Below are 21,427 nucleotides of genomic sequence, written 5' to 3'. Positions count from 1 at the left end.
GCATTACAGGAACAAGGTGACGCTGCGGACATTGTTCCTCGGGGTCGGCATGGAGTTCGCGGATGTCCAATCGGAATATTCTGGCGATTGGCACGTCGGCGGGCGGCGTCGACGCATTGCGTTTTCTGGCATCTGAACTGCCCGGCGACTTTCCCGCCTCGGTGCTGGTCGTTATCCATCTGTCGCCCCACTTCGAGTCGTCGCTGGACGCCATCCTGACGCAGGCAGGCCCGCTGCCGGCGCATTTCGCCGCAGACGACATGACGATGGAGCCGGGCCGCATCTATATCGGTCCGCCCGACAGCCATATGCTCACCGACGGCGACAAGCTCAGGCTCGGACAGGGGCCGCGCGAGAACAATACCCGTCCCGCGATCGACCCGCTGTTCCGGTCGGTGGCGCTGTGTTGTGGCCATCGCGGCGTCGGCGCCGTGCTGACGGGGACGCTCGGCGACGGCGCCTCGGGCCTGCACATCCTGCACGAGTATGGTGGGTTGACCGTGGTCCAGGACCCCGATGATGCTGCCTTCTCCGGCATGCCGGAAGCAGCGCTGACCCAATTCAAGCCGGACCACGTCACGAGCCTCGCCGGCATGCCGGCATTGTTTCGGCGCCTCGTGAGCCAACCGCAGGGGAACCCCATCCCGCCATCTTCGGACCTGGTCTACGAGGTCGATCTGGCCAAAGGAGGAACCGGCAGCATGAGCCAAATGGACCGTATCGGCGAGAGATCGTTGCTGGCCTGCCCCGACTGTCATGGCGTGATGTGGGAGATCAAGGAGGGCGATCTGCTTCGCTATCGCTGCCATGTCGGCCACGCCTATACCGCCGAACTGATGAGCTTGGCGCTGGACGAAAATCTCAGGCGCGCCCTGGACAGCGGCCTGCGCGCCCTGGATGAACGAGTTGCGTTATCGCAGAAACTGTACAAGCAGGCGGAACACGCAGGTCGAACCCACCTCGCGGAATCCTGGCGCAGGAAACTTGTCGAGTGCGAACGCGAAGCCGAAGTCCTCAGGGATTCGATCAAGCGGTTCGATCAGCTTGCGGCGCACGCGGTGCAACAGTGAGGCCTTTAGTGAGTACGGGACTGTCAGAAGCGCTGCATTCATGCACCGGCAAGCAATTCAGGCCTCATACGCATCGATCCTTCGCGTCGGCCTCCACCAGCGGAAACATCCGCTGATAATTCGATCGAACGGCGTCGTCGCATTCGCACGCCCGCTTCCGGATCTGGTTAATATCGACGATGTGGAGCCGTCCCCTTGTGTAGGAGATCAATCCGGCATCCTGCAGCGCGCCGGCCACCGTCGTCACGCTGGTGCGCCGTACACCCATCATCCGGGCGAAGAATTCCTGCGTCAGTAGAAGGTCGGGGCCGACAAGGTCGTGCATTCGCGAAAGCCATTTGCAGGTACGCGCATCGATGTCATGGACGGCATTGCAGGCGGCGGTCTGCTGCACCTGTGAAAGGAAGAACTGCTCGTACTTGATCAGAAGTGCCTTGAAGTCCGGCAGTTCGCTGGCAAAGGCACGGAGCCGGTCCGACGTCATGACCGAAGCCTTGCCGGCAATCTGGACAGTCACAAGGTTGAGCGACACCTTGTCGTCAAGCGCCTGGCTCGCGCCGAACACGCCGTCGTTGCCGATCATGCCGGTTTCTATGGTGGAGCCATCGGAAAGTTCGACGATCGAGGAGATGATGCCCGAATGCGGAAAGTAAACCCGCTGGATACGCTGGTGCGGTTCGGCAAGCACATCGGCCGTGGCAAGGTCAATCACGGACAGGTGAGGCGCGATGCCCGCAAGAGTCGCCGCTGCAAGCTGGCCGAGCAGGAAATTCGAACCGTGAGGCATTTGCTACCCTCCACGGCGCGCCAATTCGCCTTAGTTCAGGGAGTCAAGCACCAAGCTCACTGGCGATTTCATAAACATTGCGCCGTGCCCAGCGCTTCCGCAAGCCTAATCTTGCTGGCCACCCAGCACTTCCGGATTAGGGCACTGCGCCACGGGCCTCTTCCGAGATAAGGGAATTTCCCTTAAGACGCGAGGGGAACCAGTATCCTCGTCGCAAGACCGGTGCGAGCAGCAGGCAACGGGAGTGCCGCCGGAAGCCACCTATCGCAACATCATCAATAACAAAAGGTAAACCCGATGCGCGACCAGTTCTCTACCACGCAGCAAATTCGCAAACCTGCCGTAAGTTCCAAAGGCGGCATCGTCGCATCGCAATCGAGCCGGGCCGCGCAAGTGGGCGCCGAGGTACTGGCCGCGGGCGGCGACTGCGTCGATGCCGTGATCGCGACCACCTTTGCGCTCGGCGTGCTGGAGCCGTGGATGAGCGGACCCGGCGGCGGCGGCGCGATGGTGCTCTACCGCGCGCGCGATGATCGTTACGAAGTGATCGACTACGGCATGCGCGCACCTGCGAGCCTGCGGGTGGAGGATTATCCGCTGACCGGCGGCGGCGCGGCATCCGACATCTTCCCCTGGCCGCGCGTGAAGGACGACCGCAATATTCACGGTCCCGGCTCGATCGCGGTGCCCGGCGTTGTCGCCGGCATGGAAGAGGCGCACCGCCGCCACGCCAAATTGCCATGGAAGGAATTGCTGGCGCCGAGCGTCGCGCTCGCCGGCGAAGGCCTTTTGGTCGACTGGTGGACCACCGTGATGATTTCGAGCTCGGCCGTGGATCTGCGGCGCTATCCCGCCAGCGCCGCCGCCTATCTGCAGGACGGCCTGCCGCCGAATCCGCAATGGGGCATCAAGTCCAGCGTTCGCATGCCGCAGGACAAGCTCAGGGACACGATGGCGCAGCTCGCCAGCGCCGGCCCGCGCGACTTCTACGAAGGTGATCTGGCAAACAGCCTCGCCGCCGACATCCAGGCCGCCGGCGGCGCGCTGTCGGTCGAGGATATCAAGCCGTACCGCGCGCACCTGCGTGAGCCGCTGGCGATCCCCTATCGCGGCGGCAAGGTGTTGGCGACGCCCGAACTCACTGCCGGCCCCACGCTCTCGCGCACGCTCGGTCTGCTGCAGAAGGATCTGAAGCCCACGCGCGGCGGACCGGATGCGGCAGCCTATGCCGCCTATGCATCGGCGCTGCAAGCCGCCTATCGCGAACGGCTGAAGGACATGGGCGACCAGGACGGCCGGCGTTCACTCGGCGCGGAAGCGCTGGCGCCGGCCTGCACCACGCATTTCTCGGCGGTCGACCGCGACGGCAACATGGCGGCGGTGACGCAGACGCTGCTCTCGACCTTCGGCTCCAAGTTCGTCTCGGGCCAGACCGGCATCACCATGAACAACGGCATCATGTGGTTCGACCCGACACCCGGCGTGCCGAATTCGCTGGCGCCGGGAAAACGCTGCCTGACCAACTATACGCCGGTGCTGGCGCAGGCGGCCGATGGCCGCCGCGTTGCGGTCGGCGCCTCCGGCGGCCGCCGTATCCTGCCGGCGGTGAGCCAGCTTCTGTCCTTCGTGATGGATTATGGCATGGATCTCGATGCCGCTATCCATCAGCCCCGCATCGACGCCAGCGAGGGCGCGATCGTGATCGGCGACGTCCGCCTGCCGCAGGCCACGCGCGAAGCCTTGGGCGCACGCTTCGATTATGAGGAAGCACGCATCCAGGCCCTGCCGATGAAATTCGCCTGCCCCAGCATCGTGATGCGCAACGGCGACACCAACAGCGGCGCGACCGACCCGTTCCACGCCTGGAGCGAGGCGGTAGCGGAGAGCCGCGCGTGACGATGAATTAGATCCCGAGCCGATCCCGCACCCGCCCCGTCACAACGGCGGCGGTGACACCGAGCGGCCAGAACGCGTGCAGCGCCATCGGCTTGATCGCGGTGATGGGCATGTCGATCTCGGCATCCTTGCCGCCGACGAGGCGGCGCGCGAGTTGTCCGCCCATCGCGGTCGAGAGCGCGACGCCGCGGCCGTTGCAGCCGAGCGAGATCAGAAGGTTTTCCGCGGGCTCGTGCACATGCGGATAATGATCGGGCGTGATCGCGAGCCGGCTGTTCCAGCCGTGCGTCCAGCTCACGCCCTTCAGCCGCGGCCACAGCCGTTCGGCGTAGCGGATGAGATAAGCGACGTCGGCAGGCTTGCTGATCCAGCGCATCGGCCCACGCCCGCCCATCAGCAAACGATTGTGCTGATCGATGCGGTAGTAGACCGTGATGTGTCCGCTCTCGTAGAGGACCGGACGCGTCGGCATGATCTCGCGCGCGACGTCATCAGGCAGAGGCGCAGTGGCGGTGATCGACGAGAACACCGGCACGATGCTGCGCCGAAGCGCCGGCCACAGATCATCAGTAAACCCATTGGTCGCCAGCAGCACTTTTTCCGCGCACACGATCCCGCGCGGCGTCTCGATGCGCCAGCCGCCCCCTTCACGCGACAAGGACAGCGCCGGCGTCTCGCCATGAACCGCAGCGCCTGCCGCGATCGCCGCGCGTGCCAGTCCGCGTGCGTAGCTGAGCGGATGCAAATCGCCGCCGCGATTGTCCAGCATGGCGCAGAGATAGCGGTCGGTGCCGGTCATCTCCTGCATCTGCTCGCGGTTCAACAGCGTCACCGGCATGCCACGGCGGATGCATTGCTTCGCGGTCGCTTCGATCGCCGCCGCGCTCGCCTCATTATAGGCCGCGCGCAGCGCGCCGTTCTGCCTGGCCTCGCAGGGGATCTGGTAGCGGCGGATCAGGTCGAACGTATAATTCGTGGTGCCATAGGCGAAATTGATCATGCGGCCGCCGAGTTCGGCGCCGAAATCCGCCTCGATCTGGTCAGGGTCGTGCTTGAGCCCCGGATTGACCTGCCCGCCATTGTTGCCCGATGCGCCCCAGCCCGGCTGTTGCGCTTCCAGCACGATGGCGTCGACGCCCTGCTCGGCGAGATGCAGCGCGGTGGAAAGTCCGGTAAAGCCGCCGCCGATGATTGCGACCGCAACATTCCTGTCGCCATCGAGCGGCGGCGTCGGTGTCGGCGCAACCGCCGTATCGGCATAGAGGCTTGGCGGCAACGGCAAGGATACAGGCGCGTTCATGGGCAAGAACCGAAGGCTTAGAGCGGATGCAGCACGCGCCGCAGAAAGTCCTGCGTGCGCGCATGCTGCGGCTGGTTGAGAACCGATCTCGCCGGGCCCTGCTCGACGATCACGCCGCCGTCGATGAACAGCACGCGGTCGGCGACGTCCCGGGCAAACCCCATCTCATGGGTAACGACGACCATGGTCATGCCGTCGTCGGCGAGCTTGCGCATCACCGAGAGCACATCGCCGACCAGTTCAGGATCGAGCGCCGAGGTCGGTTCGTCAAACAGAATAGCCTTCGGCTGCATCGCCAGCGCGCGGGCAATCGCCACGCGCTGCTGCTGTCCGCCCGAGAGTTGCGGTGGGTGGACTTCGGCCTTCTCGGCGAGCCCCACCTGCGCCAGCAGCGCGCGCCCGCGTTCGAGCGCCGCGGCGCGCGGCTCCTTCTTCACATAGACCGGCCCTTCGATGACGTTCTCCAGCGCAGTGCGATGCGGAAACAGGTTGAAGCGCTGGAACACCATCGAGACCTGCGTGCGGATCGAAACGATCGAGGGCGCGTTGCGGTCCACCCGCGCGCCCTCGACGCTGATATCGCCGCTGTCATAGCTTTCCAGCCCGTTGATACAGCGCAGGATGGTGGATTTGCCGGAGCCCGAGGGGCCGATGATGCAGACCACCTCGCCCTTCTCGACCGACGCCGTGATGCCCTTGAGCACCTCGACCTTGCCAAAACTCTTGTGAACGTTTGACAGCTCGATCATTTCTGGCCCGCGCGCTTTTCGAAGTGACGGACCAGCAGAATGAGCGGGATGCTCATGGTGAGATACATCAGCGCCACCAGCGTGAACACGCTGGTGTTCTTGAAGGTCGAGGACGCGATCAGCTTGCCCTGAAGGGCGAGTTCGGCGACCGTAATGGTCGAGGCTTGCGAGGAATCCTTCAGCATCATGATCATGACGTTGCCGTAGGGCGGCAGCACGATCTTGATCGCCTGCGGCAGGACCACGCGGCGCATGGTCTGCCACCAGCCCATGCCGATCGCCTGCGCCGCCTCGATCTGCCCCTTGTCGATCGCCTCGATGCCGGCGCGGAAATTCTCGGCCTGATAGGCCGAATAGGCGATGCCGAGCCCGAGGATCGCCGCCTGCAGCGCCGTCAGCGTCAGGCCGAGTTCGGGCATCACGAAGTAGAGATAGAACAACAGCACGATGATCGGGATGCCGCGGATGACGTTGATCAACCCGGCGCTCAGTCCCGACAGCACGCCGATGCCGGAAACCCGCATCAACGCCCAGATCAGGCCAAGCAGCGTGGACAACAGCAGCGAACCGATGGTGACGATGATCGTCAGCGCCACGCCGTTCATCAGGATCGGCAGGAACTCGATCGTGTCGCGCCAGAAAGCCTGCATCAGGCCCCCTGCGCCTTCAGGCCCCATTTATCGAGGATCTTTGCCACCGTGCCGTTGGCCTTGAGCTTCGCCAGCGACGTGTTGATCTTGGCCAGCAACTCGGTATCGCCCTTGCGCACGCCAATGCCGACCGCGCCCACGGTCGTCGGCTTGTAGCTCTCGACAATGCGCGCCTCGGGGAAACCGCCCTGCTTGAGATTGTAGGCAAGGATCGGATAATCGGCGAAACCGGCCTTGAGGCGGCCGGCGTTCACGTCGCGCAGAATATCGGGAATGGTATCGTAGGCTTTCACCTCGCTGAACAGGCCCGACTTCTTGAGCGCATCGACGAAGGCCGTACCGACCTGCGCGCCGACCACCGCGCCTTTCAGGTCTTCCTGGCTGGCGTAGGCCTTGCTGTCGCTCTTCGGCACCAGAAGCCCCTCGCCGTAGCTGTAGAACGGCTCGGAGAAATCGATCACCTCTTTACGCGCCGGCGTAACGAACATCGCCGCCGAGATGATGTCGATCTTGTTGGATGTGAGCGAGGCGATCAGGGTGGAGAACTGCATCGGCTCGATCTGCACCTGGAAGCCGGCGTCCTTGCCGATCTCGGTGATGAGATCGACCATGATGCCCTGAATGCTGTTGGTCTTGGTGTCGAGGAAGGTGAAGGGCACGCCGGTTGGCGTCGAGCCCACCTTCAACACCTGCTGCGCGGATGCCGGCATTGCGGCTGTGAGAACCAAAGCCGCCACCGCGGCCTGAACGAGACGCTTCAGAGCCATTGCACATCCTCCTGAAACCGGACACCGTTCCGGCGCCGCCCGCCTGGCCTTGACAGAAGAAGTTGCGGGCAACGCCGTTCGGGCCTATTTTCACCAATATGAAATTGTGGTCACAGTTCCCCGACTATTGCAAGCCATTTTCATGCATATGAAGAAAGCAGCCTGACGTGAGCGGTGGCAAAAGAATAAAGAAAGCAGCGCCCAAGCCCCGAAAGGCAGCGCGCACGCCGAAGGCAAAGCCCGCCGCCAGGCCGGCTGAACCTGCAATGGACCTGGCGGTCGGCCGCCGCATTCGCGATCTGCGCCGCGAACACAAATTGTCGCTGGAGACGATTGCCGATCGAACCGATCTGTCGATCGGCTTCCTCAGCCAGATCGAGCGCGGCCTGTCGTCGCCCTCGCTGCGCGTGCTGGCGACGCTGGCGGACGTGCTCGGCGTCGGCATCGCCGCGCTGTTCGGCTCCAGGCCGAGCGACGATGCCGGTTCCGGCGGCGTGGTCACGCGGCAGTTGCAGCGCGCCGAACTGAAACTGTGGCGCACCGGCATTTCCAAGCAATTGCTGAGCCCGGCCGGAACGGAAAACCGCCTCAATCTGTTTCTCGTGCACCTCGAGCCCGGCGGCAACACCGGCGACGAACTCTATACGCATGATGGCGAGGAAGCCGGGCTGGTGCTGGAAGGCGAGATGACGCTGACGGTCGACGCCGAGACCTGGAACCTCAAGCAAGGGGACAGTTTTCGGTTTGCCAGCCGCCGCCCACACCGCTTCTCAAATCCCGCTGATAATGCGAAAGCGGTCGTGTTGTGGGTGAACTGCGTGACGCAGGCCGGGTGAGCGACAGTCTGGAGTAAATCATGGATCAAGCCCGAGAGGATTGGGCGCCGCATAGCGCGCACTGGGGCGCCTTCTCCGCGCGATGGAACGGCGAAACCCTCGATGTCACGCCCTACGAGGGCGACCCGGCGCCCTCACCGATCCTGCAGAATTTCACCACCGCGATGCGCCATAAGGCGCGCATCCTGCGGCCGATGGTCCGCAAGGCATGGCTGGACCGCAGCGTGCGCACCGAGCGCACCTTTGATCAGGAATTCGTCGAATGCTCGTGGGATAAAGTTCTCGATCTGCTGGCGAGCGAATTGTCGCGGGTCAAAACTGAACATGGCGCCGCCGCGGTCTTCGGCGGCTCCTACGGCTGGTCCAGCGCCGGACGTTTCCACCACGCGCAGAGCCAGGTTCATCGCTTCCTGAACATGGCGTTCGGCGGTTACGTGCGCTCGGTGAACAGCTACAGCGCCGGCGCCTCGGCCGTGATCCTGCCGCGTGTGATGGGCGGCTATGAGGCCGTCTCGCGCCACAACGTGACCTGGGATCAGATCGCCGAGCATAGCGATATTGTGCTGGCGTTCGGCGGCATGGCGCTGAAGAACTCGCACGTCGCCAGCGGCGGCATCAGCCGCCACATCGAGCGCGACGCGATGGCGACGGCCGCGCGCCGCGGCGCGGCGTTCTATTGCATCAGCCCATTGCGTGACGACATGCCGGCAGAAGCCGACGCGCAATGGCTGCCGATCAAGGTCGGCACCGACGTCGCGCTGATGCTGGCGCTTGCGCACACGCTCCTGACCGAAGATCTCTGTGACAAGGCTTTCATCGAACGCTATTGCACCGGTTTTGAGAACTTCGAACGCTATCTGCTCGGCCGCGATGACGGCACGCCGAAGGATGCGGCATGGGCGGCCGACATCACCGGCAATTCATCCCGCGCGATCGTCGACCTCGCCCGCCGTCTGCCGCGCGGGCGCACCCTGATCGCGGTCTCGCATTCGCTGCAGCGGGCGCAGTATGGCGAACAGCCGGTGTGGATGGGCGCGGTGCTCGCGGCGATGCTCGGCCAGATCGGCCTGCCCGGCGGCGGTTACAATTACGCGCTCGGCGCGCTCGGCCACACCGGCCGGCGGCTCAACGCCGTTCCTATACCGACGCTGTCGCAGGGCAAGAACGGCGTCAGCAATTTCATTCCGGTCGCGCGCGTCAGCGACATGCTGCTCAATCCGGGCAAGCCGTTCGACTACAACGGTCGTTCCATGCACTATCCCGACATCAAGCTGGTCTATTGGGCGGGCGGCAACCCCTTCCATCATCACCAGGACATCAACCGCATGCGGCGGGCTTTCAACGCCCCGCAAACCATCGTGGTGCACGAAAGCGCCTGGACGCCGATGGCGAAATTCGCCGACATCGTGCTGCCGGCGACCATGACGCTGGAGCGCGACGATATCGGCGCCGCCGGCACCGATCCAAGGCTGGTCGCGATGCGCAGGGCCGTGGACCCGATCGGCGAAGCGCGCGACGATTTCGACATCTTTGCCGACCTCTCGCGGCGCCTGGGCGTCGAGCAGGCATTCACGGAAGGCCGCAATAGCCGGCAATGGCTGGCGCATCTTTACGAGCCGACGCGAAAGGCGCTGACCGAAGCCGGTTGGGATGCGCCTGATTTCGACGAGTTCTGGCAACGCGGCGAACTCGCGCTGCCGTCGGGGCCCGATGACGGCGGCTTCCTTCGCGCTTTCCGCAACGATCCCGTCAGCAACAAGCTTTCAACGCCAAGCGGCAAGATCGAGATCTATTCGAAAGCCATCGCAGGCTTCGGCTACGACGATTGCCCGCCCCACCCGGCCTGGCTGCCGTCGACCGAGCCGCCCACTTCGCGCCACCCGCTGACGCTGATCGCCAACCAGCCGGCGACCCGGCTGCACAGCCAGCTCGACTTCGGTGCCTACAGCCAGTCGAGCAAGATCGCCGGCCGTGAAGTCGTGCGCCTTCACCCTGACGATGCCAGGCGCCGCGGCATCGCCAACGGCGACATCGTCCGCCTGTTCAACGACCGCGGCGCGTGCCTGGCCGCCGCCGCCGTCACCGACGACGTCATGTCCGGCGTGATCCAGTTGTCCACCGGCGCCTGGTACGATCCGGAGCCTGGTGCGGCAGAACAGCCGCTCTGCGTCCACGGCAATCCGAACGTACTCACCCGGGACATCGGTACATCGCGGCTAGCACAAGGCTGCTGCGGCCAGGTGACGGTGGTCGAGTGTGAGAAGTATTCGGGGGCGTTGCCGCCGATCCGGGCGTTTGATCCGCCCGATCAGCGGTGATGCGGTGTAGTGGCCCCTTGTATGAAGAGCGCGAGCTATTCCACCGTCATTGCGAGCGAAGCGAAGCAATCCATCGCGCCGCTTGCGGAGACATGGATTGCTTCGTCGCTTCGCTCCTCGCAATGACGGCGGCGAGCGCTGTGCGCTCTCACCCGAACCGCTGATCGTACCGGCTCACGCTCAATTCGCTCACATCGATATCCGGCTTACGTCCCGACAGCAGGTCCGCCATCACCCGCCCCGAACCGCACGCCATGGTCCAGCCGAGCGTGCCGTGGCCGGTGTTGAGGTGCAGGTTGCCGTATCGCGTGGCGCCGATCACAGGCGGGCCGTCCGGCGTCATCGGGCGCAGGCCGGACCAGAAGCTTGCTTTGCTCAAGTCGCCGCCGCGCGGAAACATGTCGGTCAGCGAATGATCCAGTGTCGCCTGCCGCGCCGGATGCAGCGTATTCGAATAGCCGGAGATTTCCGCGGTGCCGCCGACGCGGATACGATCACCCAGCCGCGTGATCGCGACCTTGTAGCTTTCGTCCATCACGGTCGAGACCGGCGCGCCGTCGGGATCGATGACCGGCACGGTGATCGAATAGCCCTTCACCGGGTAGACCGGAACGGAAATGCCGAGTGGCTTGAGGAATCGCGGCGACCAGCTTCCCAACGCGGCGACATAGGTGTCGGCCTGCAGCAGGCCCTCGCTCGTCATCACGCCGGTGATCTTGCCGCCATCCGCGATCAGCCGCTCGATGGTCGTGTTGAACTTGAACTGCACGCCGAGTTTGGCTGCTTCCTGGGCGAGCCCTTGCGTAAACATGTGGCAATCGCCGGTCTCGTCCTGCGGCAGCCGAAGTCCACCGACGAACGTGGCCTTCGCCGTCGCCAGCGCAGGCTCCGCGCCGATGCAGCCGTCGCGATCGAGCACTTCGTAGGGAACGCCATACTGCTTAAGCACCGCGATGTCGTCGCCGGTCGTATCGAGCTGCTTCTGCTTGCGGAAGAGCTGCAACGTGCCGCGGCTGCGCTCGTCATATTTGATGCCGATCTCGTCGCGCAGTGCCCGCAAGGAATCGCGGCTGTATTCGGCAATCGGAATCATCCGGCTCTTGTTGACGGCGTAGCGCTCTGTCGTGCAGTTGCGCAGCATCTTCAGGCCCCAGATCCACATCATGGGGTCGAGCTTGGGCCAGATCACCAGCGGCCCGTGCCGCATCAACAGCCATTTGATGGCCTTCACCGGCACGCCGGGCCCGGCCCAGGGCGAGGAATAGCCCGGCGAGACTTCGCCGGCATTGGCGAAACTGGTCTCCAGCGCAGGCTCAGGCTGACGGTCGACGACAACGACTTCATGGCCGGCGCGCGCCAGATAATAGGCTGTGGTGACGCCGATCACGCCACTGCCGAGAACGGTGACTTTCACGATTCCTCACACATACGCCGCGGCAACACTGCCGCGGCTTCTGTCTTTCCTTGAGAGCAAGGATCAGGCCACCCGCTTGATCGCGTCGCCGAGGATCGAGACGATATCGTCGATATGGCTCTTCTCGACGATCAAGGGCGGCGACAACGCAAAGCTGTCGCCGCTCATGCGCAAATAAAGCCCGCGATTGAAGCAATCGACCATCACGTCATAGCCGCGCGCGCCGACGCCATCGCTGCGTGGCGCGACTTCGACGGCGCCCATCAGGCCGACATTGCGGATGTCGACGACGTTCGGCAGGCCTTTCAGCGAATGCAGCCCATCGCGCCAGTACTCGGCCATCGATGCGCCGCGCGTGAGCAGCCCCTCATCCTTGTAGATGTCGAGCGTCGCAAGGCCGGCGGCGCAGGCGGTCGGATGCGCCGAATAGGTGTAGCCGTGGAACAGCTCGATCGTGCCCTCGGGGCCGACCATCAGCCCGTCATGGATCTTGCGGCTGGCGAAAACCGCGCCGCAAGGCACGGTACCGTTGGTGATGCCCTTGGCGGTCGTCATCATGTCGGGCGTGACGCCGAAATAGTCAGCCGCGAACGGCGCGCCCAAGCGGCCGAAGCCGGTGATGACCTCGTCGAAGATCAGGAGGATGCCGTGCTTGGTGCAGAGTTCGCGCAGGCGCTGCAGATAGCCCTTCGGCGGCGGCAGCACCGCGGTGGAGCCCGGCACCGGCTCGACGATGACGGCGGCGATGGTGTCGGCGCCATGCAGCGCCACCATCCGCTCGACATCGTCGGCGAGTTCGGCGCCGTGATCCGGCTGGTCCTTGGCGAAGGCATTGCGGGCGAGATCATGGGTGTGACGGATGTGGTCGACACCAGGCAGATGGGTCGCAAACGCGCGGCGGTTCGCCACCATGCCGCCGACCGACATGCCGCCGAAGCCGACGCCGTGATAGCCGCGCTCGCGGCCGATCAGGCGCGTGCGCGTCGCCTGCCCAATGGCGCGCTGATAGGCCAGCGCGATCTTCAGCGCGGTGTCGACCGATTCCGAACCGGAATTGGTGAAGAAGACGCGATCGAGTCCCTTCGGCGCGATCTCGGTAAGCCGCTCGGCGAAGTCGAACGCCAGCGGGTGGCCCATGTTGAACGAGGGCGCGAAGTCGAGGTTCATCAACTGCCGTTCGACGGCGGCAGCGATCTGGCGGCGGCCATGGCCGGCATTGACGCACCACAGGCCGGCGGAGCCGTCGATCACCTTGCGGCCGTCGACCGTGGTGTAGTGCATGCCCTCGGCGGAGGCGAACAGCCGCGGCGCTTTCTTGAACTGCCGGTTGGCCGTGAAAGGCATCCAGAACGAGTCGGTCTGCAGGGTGTTCGGCTTCTGATGAAGGGTCACGGGTAGCTCCTTTGCTGGCAGCTCAAGATAGCACCGGGCCACGCTCGGGAAGCCACAACAAGTCCTTTTCTTCGGTTCTGCAACCTATTGATTTTATTGACCCTGCCGGGGCATATTTGTTCGATCCGAAACACCTGCAACAGGGATTTTCCGATGAGCGTCGATATCGGCGGGCGACTCCGATTCATCCGGGCCCGGCACAAGCTCTCACAGCGCGAGCTGGCCAAGCGTTCCGGCGTGACCAATTCGACGATTTCGCTGATCGAATCGAACCAGATGAACCCGTCCGTCGGCGCGCTCAAGCGCATCCTCGACGGGCTGCCGATGGGCCTTGCCGAATTCTTCGCGATCGAGCCGGAGCGCCCGCGCAAGGCGTTTTATCGCGCCGACGAACTGACCGAAATCGGCAAGCAGCCGATCTCCTACCGCCAGGTCGGCGACACCATGTTCGGCCGCGCGTTGCAGATCCTGAAAGAGCGCTATGAGCCCGGCAGCGACACCGGACGCGTGCCGCTGACCCATGACGGCGAGGAAGGCGGCATCGTGGTGAGCGGCCGGCTCGAAGTGACGGTCGACGACGAGCGCCGCATCCTCGATCCCGGCGACGCCTACTATTTCGAAAGCCGCAGGCCGCATCGCTTCCGCTGCGTCGGCGCGAAGGCGTGCGAGGTGATAAGCGCCTGCACGCCGCCGACGTTTTGAGCAGAGGGTGTCCGGGCGTTTCGGCAGACGTCGCATTGACACAATGACTCGTGCTCGATCCTACCAGTCGGAGCGTCGTCGATCCGGCTGCGGATAACCGGTCCGAAGGCAACCATCTTAGTGATGGTTGCCTTTGTCGAGCGGCACGAAGCCATGCTCTTCGTCGTGCTCATACCAATAGATCTGCCAACGCCTTCCGCCGGCCCGAGGCTTCTCCAAACGAAATCCCACCGCCAGGTGCCTACCATCCGTTCGGAGTGTTATCGCCCCGTATGTTTCCACGTTGCGTCGAGCCAATTCGCCCTGAATCGCTATTCGTTCCTCTCGATACTCCCGCTTCTGCTTCGCGGTAGTCTTGGCCGACTCGATAAGCGCATCCAGCTTTTGCAGCCGCTTGAGCTGTTTTTGATCTTCCTTCTCTCGCGTGGATCTCAAAATTTCCGTGCAAAGAACGAGTGGCGCATCCCCGCGGCCATGGCGGCCCAGACGGCCCAGTAGATCGGGCCGGGGATGGACGTGGCTTTCCTCGTCGCCGGACGATACCACGAACGCGAACGGGTTGACGGCCTGAAGGAATTCATCCGTAACATCGGCAGAACCATGGTGGCAGCTTTTCATGACATCTGCCCTAAGCCGACGGCTAGCCTTGTCGACAGCGTCCCCCAGAGATTGATCGTCGCCGATTTCGCCGTAGTGCCGTAGCAGAAAGTCCTCAGCAGGAAGGTTCAGGTCGCCGCCGAAAAGTAGTGTGAAGTTTCGATAGCACAGACGCAGGAGCACCGAGTGGCCGTTCTTCGTCTTGCCATTGTCCTTTCCTGTTGAGCCCACGGTATCGCCGAACCAACGAAGCATTGGCTTTCCATCAATCATTTCCACGACAGGCCCCAAGATCTCGATTGTGAGTTCTGGATTATCGCTCGGGGCGAATCCTGGCATCCAAGACCGGTTGTCCTCGATGGTACCGTGTGCTGTCGAGAGCATCTCAACGGAATCGACTCGACCATTCGTGAGTGCTGTGTAGATGAGCTCGGCGTACTGCTTTCCTTTACGAGATTTTTCTTTCTTGTAGAAGGCCTCGATCTCCTCGTGCGTCGGCTTTAGATCAGCGACGTATTCACCGCTATCATCGCTAGGGCCAAACAGCTCTTCACCAGGACGTTCTGCTATTCCGTTGTGGTATACGTAATCGAAGGAGAACTTCTGCTGCTCGAACAGTTTCTTAAAGCCATAATAGTGATCTTTATCGGAGTGTGTGATGATCGCCGCGTGAAAGCGAAACTCTTTAGCCAGCTTTCCGAAACGCCAGCTGATGAACCTGTACATGTTGTCGCCGGCACCAGCGTCGATCAGCATGACCTTTTCATCGGGCGGAACGGCTGGACTAACTACCAAACAGCCATCGCCTTGGCCGACGTCAACGAACACAACTTCCAGGGGGCGCTCATCAACGCAATCTTCTAACTTGATCCAATATCTCTCAGCGCCCCATTTGACTCGGCCCCACTCCCCTTCCGTCTGCTCGATGTTTAACCAGTCTCCCCAAAGAATCTGCTTCACCTTCTTATTTCGGTCGTCGATATGCCGCAGATAAACATCGCCTCTGCCCGCAAATCTTTGCATTGTGACCTCCCTGTCCCAAGGTCATTTTTTACCAGTTATTCGTACACGTGGCGAGAGCATTATGCAGAAAGACAACCGAGCCCAAGCAGATACGGCATTAGGCATTATCGGTGGCCTATAGGTGCAGGTCGAGATCAGCTGGTATGAAGTCTCAAACGACCCACAGGCGTAGGACACAGTAATAAGCCTTAGAAGTCGCAGAGAACTGCACCAACATATCAAGTGTGGCTTCGGACAGGTTCTGCTCCAGTCTACGGGCTACGAATTTTCAGGGGGAGCAATAGCATGCGCAAGGTCTGGATCGAGGCAGCGTTGAACGGATCGTGGGGCCGCGCGCTCCAACCCGGCATTCCCGATACCGTTGAGGCCATCATCGCCGAGGGCGGCGCCTGCGAGCCGGCGCAGCACTGGCGCGCGCGGCCGGCGTCAAGGCGCCCATCTATCGTCTGATGTTCTGCAACCTGATCGCCGTCGGCCTTCCGCCAAAGCCATATGCGCTCGCGGCCTACCATGCGCTATTGGAAGAGGAAGCGCCCGGCGCGCCCTGGATGATCGCGGGCGTCAGCGCCGATCTTCGCCCGCTGTTTGCGATACGATCGCACGCGGCGGCCATATTCGCGTCGGCCTTGAGGACGCGCCGCTTGCCACCACCGCGACCAATCTCGAACTCGTTGAAGAGGCCGTGCGAATCGTGCGCGGTCTTGGCGCAGAGCCTGCTACTCCGGCCGAGATGCGGCAGGCCCTGGCTGCGACCTCGGCGCAAAGCCCTGCGAGTTGATTTCAGCCGAAAGGCCGATGTTGCGCTGCAGGGAATGACCTCCGCCTCGCCTCAGCGGGCGCCGACCACGCCTGCCGCAAGCAGTGGTCCGCCGCGCGATCAAGGGCGGACGTCACCCGGTCGGTTCGGGCACGGTGCCACTCGGGTCATGAGAATTAAGGCTATTTCAAAGATCGGCGCGAGAACATTCGCCGAGCCGGCGCTGCGCTTGCGCGAGTGGCGAAAAAGCTGAATAGTTTCCTTGGTGCGACTGCACCCGCGCAGCCGCTTCTTGGAGCTTTTCCACATGTCAAAGCTCACCGAGCACGGCGCGTGCCTGTTGTGGAAGCCGGAATTGGTCTGGCTGAATGTCGTTTCCGACGCAATGCTCGCCGGCGCCTTTTTTGTTACGGCGTTCGTTCTCGCGTTCTTCGTGTGGCGGCGCCACCGTGAGCTGATGTTCCGCGGCGTATTCTTGATATTTGCGATCTTCGTCGCGGTTTGCGGCGTGAGTCGCCTGCTGTCGATTTACACCGTATGGGTGCCGGCCTATGAAATCGAGGCCCTGATCAAAGCTGTCCTGGCGCTGATCTCGGTCGCGATCACGGCAGTTCTACTGCTGGCGTTGCCGCGGATCCTGGTGCTGCCCACGCGCATTCAGCTCGCGAATGCCTATGCCGCACTCGAGGAGGAGGTCAGGCAACGCCGCGAGGCCGAGGCCATGGTCAAGCGTTTTGAGGAGAAGGAGGCCACCGAATCCAAAATCCAGCAGGCCCAGAGGATGGAGGCCATCGGCCAGCTCACCGGTGGCGTCGCGCACGACTTCAACAACATTCTGACCGTGATCACGGGGACCATCGAGATCCTCAGCGATGCCGTCAAGGATCGTCCACATCTCGTTCAGATAACCAATCTGATCAGCGGAGCCGCGGCCAGGGGCGCCGAGCTGACGAAGCATTTGTTGGCGTTCTCCCGTCGACAGCCGCTGCAGCCGCGCAACACCGACGTCAATGCGTTGGTGATCGATGCAGCGGGTCTGCTGCGACCGACTCTCGGCGAGCACATCGAAATTGAATCGATGCTGGCGCACGATTCCGCACCGGCTCTGATTGATCCCAGTCAGCTCTCGACCGCGATTCTGAACCTGGCCCTGAATGCGCGTGACGCCATGCCTAACGGCGGCAAGCTGACGCTGGAAACCAAGAATGTGGCGCTCGATGAGAACTACGCTCGCCTGAATAGCGAGGTCAGACCGGGCAACTACGTCATGATTGCAGTGAGTGACACCGGGGATGGAATCCCGAGCAACCTGCTCGAAAAGGTATTTGAGCCATTCTTTACCACCAAGGAGGTCGGGAAAGGATCCGGGCTCGGCCTGAGCATGGTGTATGGCTTCGTTAAACAGTCGAACGGACATATCAAGATCTACAGCGAAGAAGGCCACGGCACGACCGTGAAGCTATATCTGCCGCACGCCACGGGTGGTGGCCCGGAGGAGCCGGCCGGCGAAACCGGCGGATATGCGGGCGAACATAGCGACCAGTCTATCCTGATTGTCGAGGACGACCCGCTGGTCCGCGAATATGTCGTGGCGCAAATCACCCGCTTCGGATTCCGCACGCTCGCCGCCGGCAATGCTGCCGAAGCGCTGGCAATCATCGATGGACCCGAACGCATTGACCTGCTGTTCACGGACGTGATGCTCCCCGGTGGCGTGAATGGCCGCCAGCTTGCGACCGAGGGGATCAAAAGGCGTCCGGAGCTGAAAGTGCTATATACCTCCGGTTATGCCGAGAATGCCCTCATACATCATGGCCGTCTCGATGCCGGCGTGCTGCTGCTGCCAAAGCCCTATGTCAGCGCCGACCTCGCGCGAATGCTTCTGACCGCGCTGGCATCGTGAGTGCTTCCAGCAACAGCGGCCTCACTTCGCCAGCGCGCTCGACAGCAGCAGTTCGAGCTCCTGCCTGACATCGTCGAGCGGCTGGGCGCTGCGCGCGGCGCGGCACATCGCAACCGTCCCCTCCGTCGATGCGATGACGAGCGCCGCCAGCCGCCGGGCGCGGGCGGGCGCCACGCCCTCGCGGCGCAGCGCCGTGAACATGATGCGCTGCCAGTCGGCGAACACACCGTCGGCGAGGTCGAGCAGATGTTGCTGCGCGGCTTCGTCAGGCGCGCCGTCCTTCTCCGTCGCGTCGTTGACATACTGCTCGACCGCGACCGCAAGCACCGGACAGCCGGCCTGGAACTTCGATTTCTCCAGCGTCTGGCGCCACAGGCCGATGAACGTGCGCAGGCCTGCGATCGCACCGCGCGACTGCACAAGATGCTCCAGCGGCCCCGAGACCTGCCTCCCTGCGAACACCACCGCATCCTCGATCAGCTGCTGCTTGCCGCGCGGAAAATGATGGCCGATCGAACCGCGCGGCGTGCCGGTATGGCGCACCACCTCGCGCATGCTGGTGGCGTTGACGCCGCGGCGGCTCATCAGGTCGGCGGCGCCTGCCACCATCTTGGCGCGGGTATCTGACGTCATCGGGATCCTCTCCGGCGGAATGGCATATCCTATAATATGACACTTGACATAGCCAGCCCCATGTGAAGTTATGACGATTGTCATAGTCAAGAACATGCCGGCAGGAGGAGCACGCCATGACGTTTATCCACGTGATGACGCCGCAGGGTCGGCTGAACGCCGATCAGCGGCGCGTACTGGCAAAGACGCTGACGGATGCCGTGCTGGTGCCGGAGGTCGGCAAGCTCACGCCGGAGGCGCGCCGCGGCTATCAGGTGCATTTCGCCGAGCGGCCGCTCGACATGATCGCCCACGGTGGCGAGTTACTCTCCGACAAACCAAGCGATGTCATGTTGATCGATGTCGCGGTGATGGACTTCTGCTGGACGCGCGAGGATCGCGCCACCGTCATCCGCAACATCCATCGCGCGCTGGCGGAGGCCTGCGGGATGAAGGCCCCCTCGCCCGCCTGGTGGATCAATTTCCGCATCATCGAGGAAGGAAGCTGGGGATCGCGCGGCGGCGTGCTGTCGTTCCTCGACCTGCTCGAACATGGCGCGTCGCATTTCTCGCCGGAGCGGGCGGCGGCGATCCGCACCGCGCTCGCCGTCAGATACGAGCGATAGCAACGCGCGACCGCAATAATCATTCCAGAAACATTCGAGAGGACGACCATGAGCGCCGAAGGAACGATCCGTACCGAAACCCACGACCGCATCTTCAAGATCATCATCGACAATCCCGCAAAGAAGAACGCGTTCTCGCCGGCGATGATGGAGCAATTGTCGGATGCGCTGACGGAGCTGCACAACAACGACAGCCTTTGGGTCGGCGTCATCTGCGCCGAGGGCAAGGATTTCACCGCCGGCCTCGACATGCCCCGATTCTTCGGCCCCAACGCCGAGAAGCGCAACTTCAGGGAGGGCAATGTCGACGTGTTCGGGCTGCAGAAGCGCTGCAAGAAGCCGATCGTCACTGCGGTGCAAGGCATCGTCTTCACCATCGGCATTGAGCTGATGCTGGCGGGCGACATCGTCGTCGCCGCCGACGACGCCCGCTTCTGCCAGATGGAATCCAAACGCGGCATCGCCCCGCTCGGCGGCGCGCATTTCCGCTTCCTGTCGCGCGCCGGCTGGGGCAATGCGATGTATCATCTGTTCCTGTGCGATGAGTTCACCGCAGCACGCGCCCGCGAAATCGGACTGGTGCAGGAAGTGGTGCCGGCCGGCCAGCAGGTCGAGCGCGCGATGGCGCTCGCGAAGATCATTGCCGGCAACGCGCCGCTCGGCATCCAGGTCACCAAGGAAGCGGCCCTGAAATATGTCGAACAGGGCGAGCAGGCCGCCATCGCCTACATTCCAAAGGTCCGCGAGCGCGTGCTCAACAGCGCCGATGCGCGCGAGGGCATTCAGTCCTTCATCGAGCGGCGCGCCGCGGTGTTTCAGGGCCGGTGACCGCGGAGATGACTGCCCTTTCACCGAAACAGGAAGAACTGGCGGATCTGCTCGTTCGCGCCCGCCGCAATGCCTGCCAACTGTCGTCGCTACCCGCCCATCTGGTGCCGCAAACGTCAACCGAAGCCTACGCCGTGAACCGCAAAGTGGCGGAGCAACTCGGCTGGGAATTATTGGGCTGGAAGATTGCGGGAACGACGGAGGGGGTGAAGAGCAAGCTAGGGCTGGACGGGCCGATCTACGGCCGCACCTTTCGCCGCTTCGCCTGCACCTCGCCGGCGCGGTTCAAGGCCGCCGAACTGCTCGATCCCCTGATCGAATGCGAGTTCTTCGTCACGCTGGCGCGCGACCTGCCGCCGCGCGAGCAGCCCTGGACGTTTGCTGAAGCGTGCGATGCGATCGGCGAGGTCCACGCCGGCATTGAAGTGGCGGAGTGCCGCTATGCGCGCAAGGCTTTACCGCCGATGCCGGCCATTCTCGCCGACGGCAGCGCGTCCGGACGCTACGTCTTCGGCGAGCGAATCGAGAACTGGCGCGACGGATTGTCGTCCGTCCCGGTTCGCGTTGAACTGGACGGCGTGCTGCGCCGGGAGGGCAAGGGCGCCGACGTCATGGGCGATCCGCTGCGACCGCTGTGGTGGCTCGCCGAACAGCGCCGGCACTGGGGCGACGGGCTTCGCGCGGGCGAGACCATCTCGACCGGCTCGATGACCGGCATGCTGCCAGTGCGCGCCGGTCAGCAGGTTTGCGCGCGATTTGGTGAACTGGCAACCATCGAGATCACGATCGAACCGTGATGGTGTCCGGGTCGCAACGGACCCGAGCGGGCGGAAACTAGCGCCGGAAATCAATACTGCGTATGATGATGCCGGGAGGCCTCCCCTCAAACTCCCGGGCATCGAACTTGCGCGACGCGCATTGTTCGATCCGGTCGCGCAATCGAAGGAATTGCTCCTCGCGCCGCTCCGGCGCTGTCCGCGGCACATGCTCCAGATCGTCCATCGCCGAGGCGCTGACGGCACAGGGAATTTCCCTCGGACCGTCCATCATGGAGAACAGCAGCACCATCCGGTCGATTTCATAACCTCGGATACTGCCACGCGCGAGCGTCATGGGGTTGTCCTCCCGAACAGAAACGAACAGTCCCATCGGCTTGTTCCTGGTGTTCGCGCATGATTCTCGCTCAATTGCATTTATGTG

The 21,427-nt window shown here is 63.2% G+C and carries 21 protein-coding genes; 11 read left to right on the top strand and 10 right to left on the bottom strand.

Going from position 1 to position 21,427, the window contains the following annotated elements:
- Positions 1 to 116: 116 nt before the first annotated feature.
- Positions 117 to 1,070, top strand: coding sequence for a chemotaxis protein CheB (locus tag LMTR21_RS05450; RefSeq protein WP_210250558.1), 954 nt, complete (start codon positions 117 to 119; stop codon positions 1,068 to 1,070).
- Between the two features lie 64 nt (positions 1,071 to 1,134).
- On the opposite strand, the gene LMTR21_RS05445 is transcribed toward LMTR21_RS05450, so the two are convergent.
- Positions 1,135 to 1,857 carry a Crp/Fnr family transcriptional regulator gene (locus LMTR21_RS05445; RefSeq protein WP_065754056.1) on the bottom strand — a complete coding sequence of 241 codons (723 nt, stop codon included), beginning with the start codon at positions 1,855 to 1,857 and terminating at the stop codon, positions 1,135 to 1,137.
- A 297-nt stretch (positions 1,858 to 2,154) separates the two neighbouring features.
- Between LMTR21_RS05445 and LMTR21_RS05440 the strand changes: the two genes are divergently transcribed.
- The gene (locus LMTR21_RS05440) at positions 2,155 to 3,753 is read left to right on the top strand and encodes a gamma-glutamyltransferase (RefSeq protein ID WP_065754055.1); all 1,599 of its coding nucleotides are present in this window, start codon (positions 2,155 to 2,157) and stop codon (positions 3,751 to 3,753) included.
- Between the two features lie 7 nt (positions 3,754 to 3,760).
- On the opposite strand, the gene LMTR21_RS05435 is transcribed toward LMTR21_RS05440, so the two are convergent.
- From LMTR21_RS05435 to LMTR21_RS05420, 4 genes are read right to left on the bottom strand one after another with little or no spacing between them, the layout of a single operon-like run.
- Positions 3,761 to 5,053 (bottom strand): NAD(P)/FAD-dependent oxidoreductase, encoded by a 1,293-nt coding sequence (locus LMTR21_RS05435; RefSeq protein WP_065754054.1) that lies wholly within the window; start codon positions 5,051 to 5,053, stop codon positions 3,761 to 3,763.
- Positions 5,054 to 5,070: 17 nt separating this feature from the next.
- Positions 5,071 to 5,802: an amino acid ABC transporter ATP-binding protein gene (locus tag LMTR21_RS05430; RefSeq protein WP_065754053.1), complete on the bottom strand. Its 732-nt coding sequence runs from the start codon at positions 5,800 to 5,802 to the stop codon at positions 5,071 to 5,073.
- Positions 5,799 to 6,452, bottom strand: a complete 654-nt coding sequence (locus LMTR21_RS05425; protein ID WP_065754052.1) for an amino acid ABC transporter permease — start codon at positions 6,450 to 6,452, stop codon at positions 5,799 to 5,801. Before LMTR21_RS05425 ends, LMTR21_RS05430 begins: the two co-directional genes overlap by 4 nt.
- Positions 6,452 to 7,219: an ABC transporter substrate-binding protein gene (locus LMTR21_RS05420; protein ID WP_084030700.1), complete on the bottom strand. Its 768-nt coding sequence runs from the start codon at positions 7,217 to 7,219 to the stop codon at positions 6,452 to 6,454. Before LMTR21_RS05420 ends, LMTR21_RS05425 begins: the two co-directional genes overlap by 1 nt.
- 167 nt (positions 7,220 to 7,386) lie before the next feature.
- On the opposite strand from LMTR21_RS05420, the gene LMTR21_RS05415 reads away from it, so the two are divergent.
- On the top strand, positions 7,387 to 8,055 hold the full coding sequence (locus LMTR21_RS05415; RefSeq protein ID WP_065754051.1) for a cupin domain-containing protein: 669 nt from the start codon (positions 7,387 to 7,389) through the stop codon (positions 8,053 to 8,055).
- A gap of 20 nt (positions 8,056 to 8,075) precedes the next feature.
- The gene (locus LMTR21_RS05410) at positions 8,076 to 10,373 is read left to right on the top strand and encodes a molybdopterin guanine dinucleotide-containing S/N-oxide reductase (RefSeq protein ID WP_065754050.1); all 2,298 of its coding nucleotides are present in this window, start codon (positions 8,076 to 8,078) and stop codon (positions 10,371 to 10,373) included.
- Positions 10,374 to 10,521: 148 nt separating this feature from the next.
- Here the strand turns inward: LMTR21_RS05410 and LMTR21_RS05405 are convergent, their stop codons facing one another.
- Both LMTR21_RS05405 and aptA read right to left on the bottom strand, forming a co-directional pair.
- On the bottom strand, positions 10,522 to 11,787 hold the full coding sequence (locus tag LMTR21_RS05405) for a D-amino acid dehydrogenase (protein ID WP_065754049.1): 1,266 nt from the start codon (positions 11,785 to 11,787) through the stop codon (positions 10,522 to 10,524).
- A gap of 63 nt (positions 11,788 to 11,850) precedes the next feature.
- Complete coding sequence (gene aptA, locus LMTR21_RS05400) at positions 11,851 to 13,179, bottom strand: omega-aminotransferase AptA (protein WP_065754048.1); 1,329 nt, start codon at positions 13,177 to 13,179, stop codon at positions 11,851 to 11,853.
- 153 nt (positions 13,180 to 13,332) lie between these two features.
- Here aptA and LMTR21_RS05395 point away from each other — a divergent pair, with 153 nt between their 5' ends.
- Positions 13,333 to 13,881 carry a cupin domain-containing protein gene (locus LMTR21_RS05395; RefSeq protein WP_065754047.1) on the top strand — a complete coding sequence of 183 codons (549 nt, stop codon included), beginning with the start codon at positions 13,333 to 13,335 and terminating at the stop codon, positions 13,879 to 13,881.
- 117 nt (positions 13,882 to 13,998) lie between these two features.
- Here the strand turns inward: LMTR21_RS05395 and LMTR21_RS05390 are convergent, their stop codons facing one another.
- Positions 13,999 to 15,501, bottom strand: a complete 1,503-nt coding sequence (locus LMTR21_RS05390; protein WP_065754046.1) for a ComEC/Rec2 family competence protein — start codon at positions 15,499 to 15,501, stop codon at positions 13,999 to 14,001.
- A gap of 285 nt (positions 15,502 to 15,786) precedes the next feature.
- Here LMTR21_RS05390 and LMTR21_RS40665 point away from each other — a divergent pair, with 285 nt between their 5' ends.
- From LMTR21_RS40665 to LMTR21_RS05380, 3 genes are all read left to right on the top strand, one after another.
- Positions 15,787 to 15,951 (top strand): hypothetical protein, encoded by a 165-nt coding sequence (locus LMTR21_RS40665; RefSeq protein ID WP_246175999.1) that lies wholly within the window; start codon positions 15,787 to 15,789, stop codon positions 15,949 to 15,951.
- A 4-nt stretch (positions 15,952 to 15,955) separates the two neighbouring features.
- On the top strand, positions 15,956 to 16,279 hold the full coding sequence (locus tag LMTR21_RS05385) for a 3-keto-5-aminohexanoate cleavage protein (protein WP_246175679.1): 324 nt from the start codon (positions 15,956 to 15,958) through the stop codon (positions 16,277 to 16,279).
- 286 nt (positions 16,280 to 16,565) lie between these two features.
- Positions 16,566 to 18,161 carry an ATP-binding protein gene (locus LMTR21_RS05380; RefSeq protein ID WP_065754044.1) on the top strand — a complete coding sequence of 532 codons (1,596 nt, stop codon included), beginning with the start codon at positions 16,566 to 16,568 and terminating at the stop codon, positions 18,159 to 18,161.
- A gap of 21 nt (positions 18,162 to 18,182) precedes the next feature.
- On the opposite strand, the gene LMTR21_RS05375 is transcribed toward LMTR21_RS05380, so the two are convergent.
- A complete protein-coding gene (locus LMTR21_RS05375) occupies positions 18,183 to 18,794 on the bottom strand; it encodes a TetR/AcrR family transcriptional regulator (RefSeq protein ID WP_065754043.1) in 612 nt (203 codons plus the stop codon).
- A gap of 116 nt (positions 18,795 to 18,910) precedes the next feature.
- Here LMTR21_RS05375 and LMTR21_RS05370 point away from each other — a divergent pair, with 116 nt between their 5' ends.
- The 3 genes from LMTR21_RS05370 to LMTR21_RS05360 are packed head-to-tail and all read left to right on the top strand — an operon-like array spanning position 18,911 to position 21,024.
- The gene (locus tag LMTR21_RS05370; RefSeq protein ID WP_065754042.1) at positions 18,911 to 19,399 is read left to right on the top strand and encodes a tautomerase family protein; all 489 of its coding nucleotides are present in this window, start codon (positions 18,911 to 18,913) and stop codon (positions 19,397 to 19,399) included.
- Between the two features lie 48 nt (positions 19,400 to 19,447).
- On the top strand, positions 19,448 to 20,227 hold the full coding sequence (locus tag LMTR21_RS05365; protein ID WP_065754041.1) for a crotonase/enoyl-CoA hydratase family protein: 780 nt from the start codon (positions 19,448 to 19,450) through the stop codon (positions 20,225 to 20,227).
- 8 nt (positions 20,228 to 20,235) lie between these two features.
- Positions 20,236 to 21,024: a 2-keto-4-pentenoate hydratase gene (locus LMTR21_RS05360; RefSeq protein ID WP_065754065.1), complete on the top strand. Its 789-nt coding sequence runs from the start codon at positions 20,236 to 20,238 to the stop codon at positions 21,022 to 21,024.
- A 37-nt stretch (positions 21,025 to 21,061) separates the two neighbouring features.
- Here LMTR21_RS05360 and LMTR21_RS05355 read toward each other — a convergent pair whose 3' ends face one another.
- Positions 21,062 to 21,340 carry a DUF1488 family protein gene (locus tag LMTR21_RS05355; RefSeq protein WP_065754064.1) on the bottom strand — a complete coding sequence of 93 codons (279 nt, stop codon included), beginning with the start codon at positions 21,338 to 21,340 and terminating at the stop codon, positions 21,062 to 21,064.
- Positions 21,341 to 21,427 lie beyond the last annotated feature (87 nt).

The organism is Bradyrhizobium paxllaeri, assembly GCF_001693515.2.
In the GTDB taxonomy this organism is placed as follows: Bacteria; Pseudomonadota; Alphaproteobacteria; order Rhizobiales; family Xanthobacteraceae; genus Bradyrhizobium; species Bradyrhizobium paxllaeri.
Note: the sequence above shows the minus strand (reverse complement) of the source record. Positions and strands in the feature narration are given on the sequence as shown.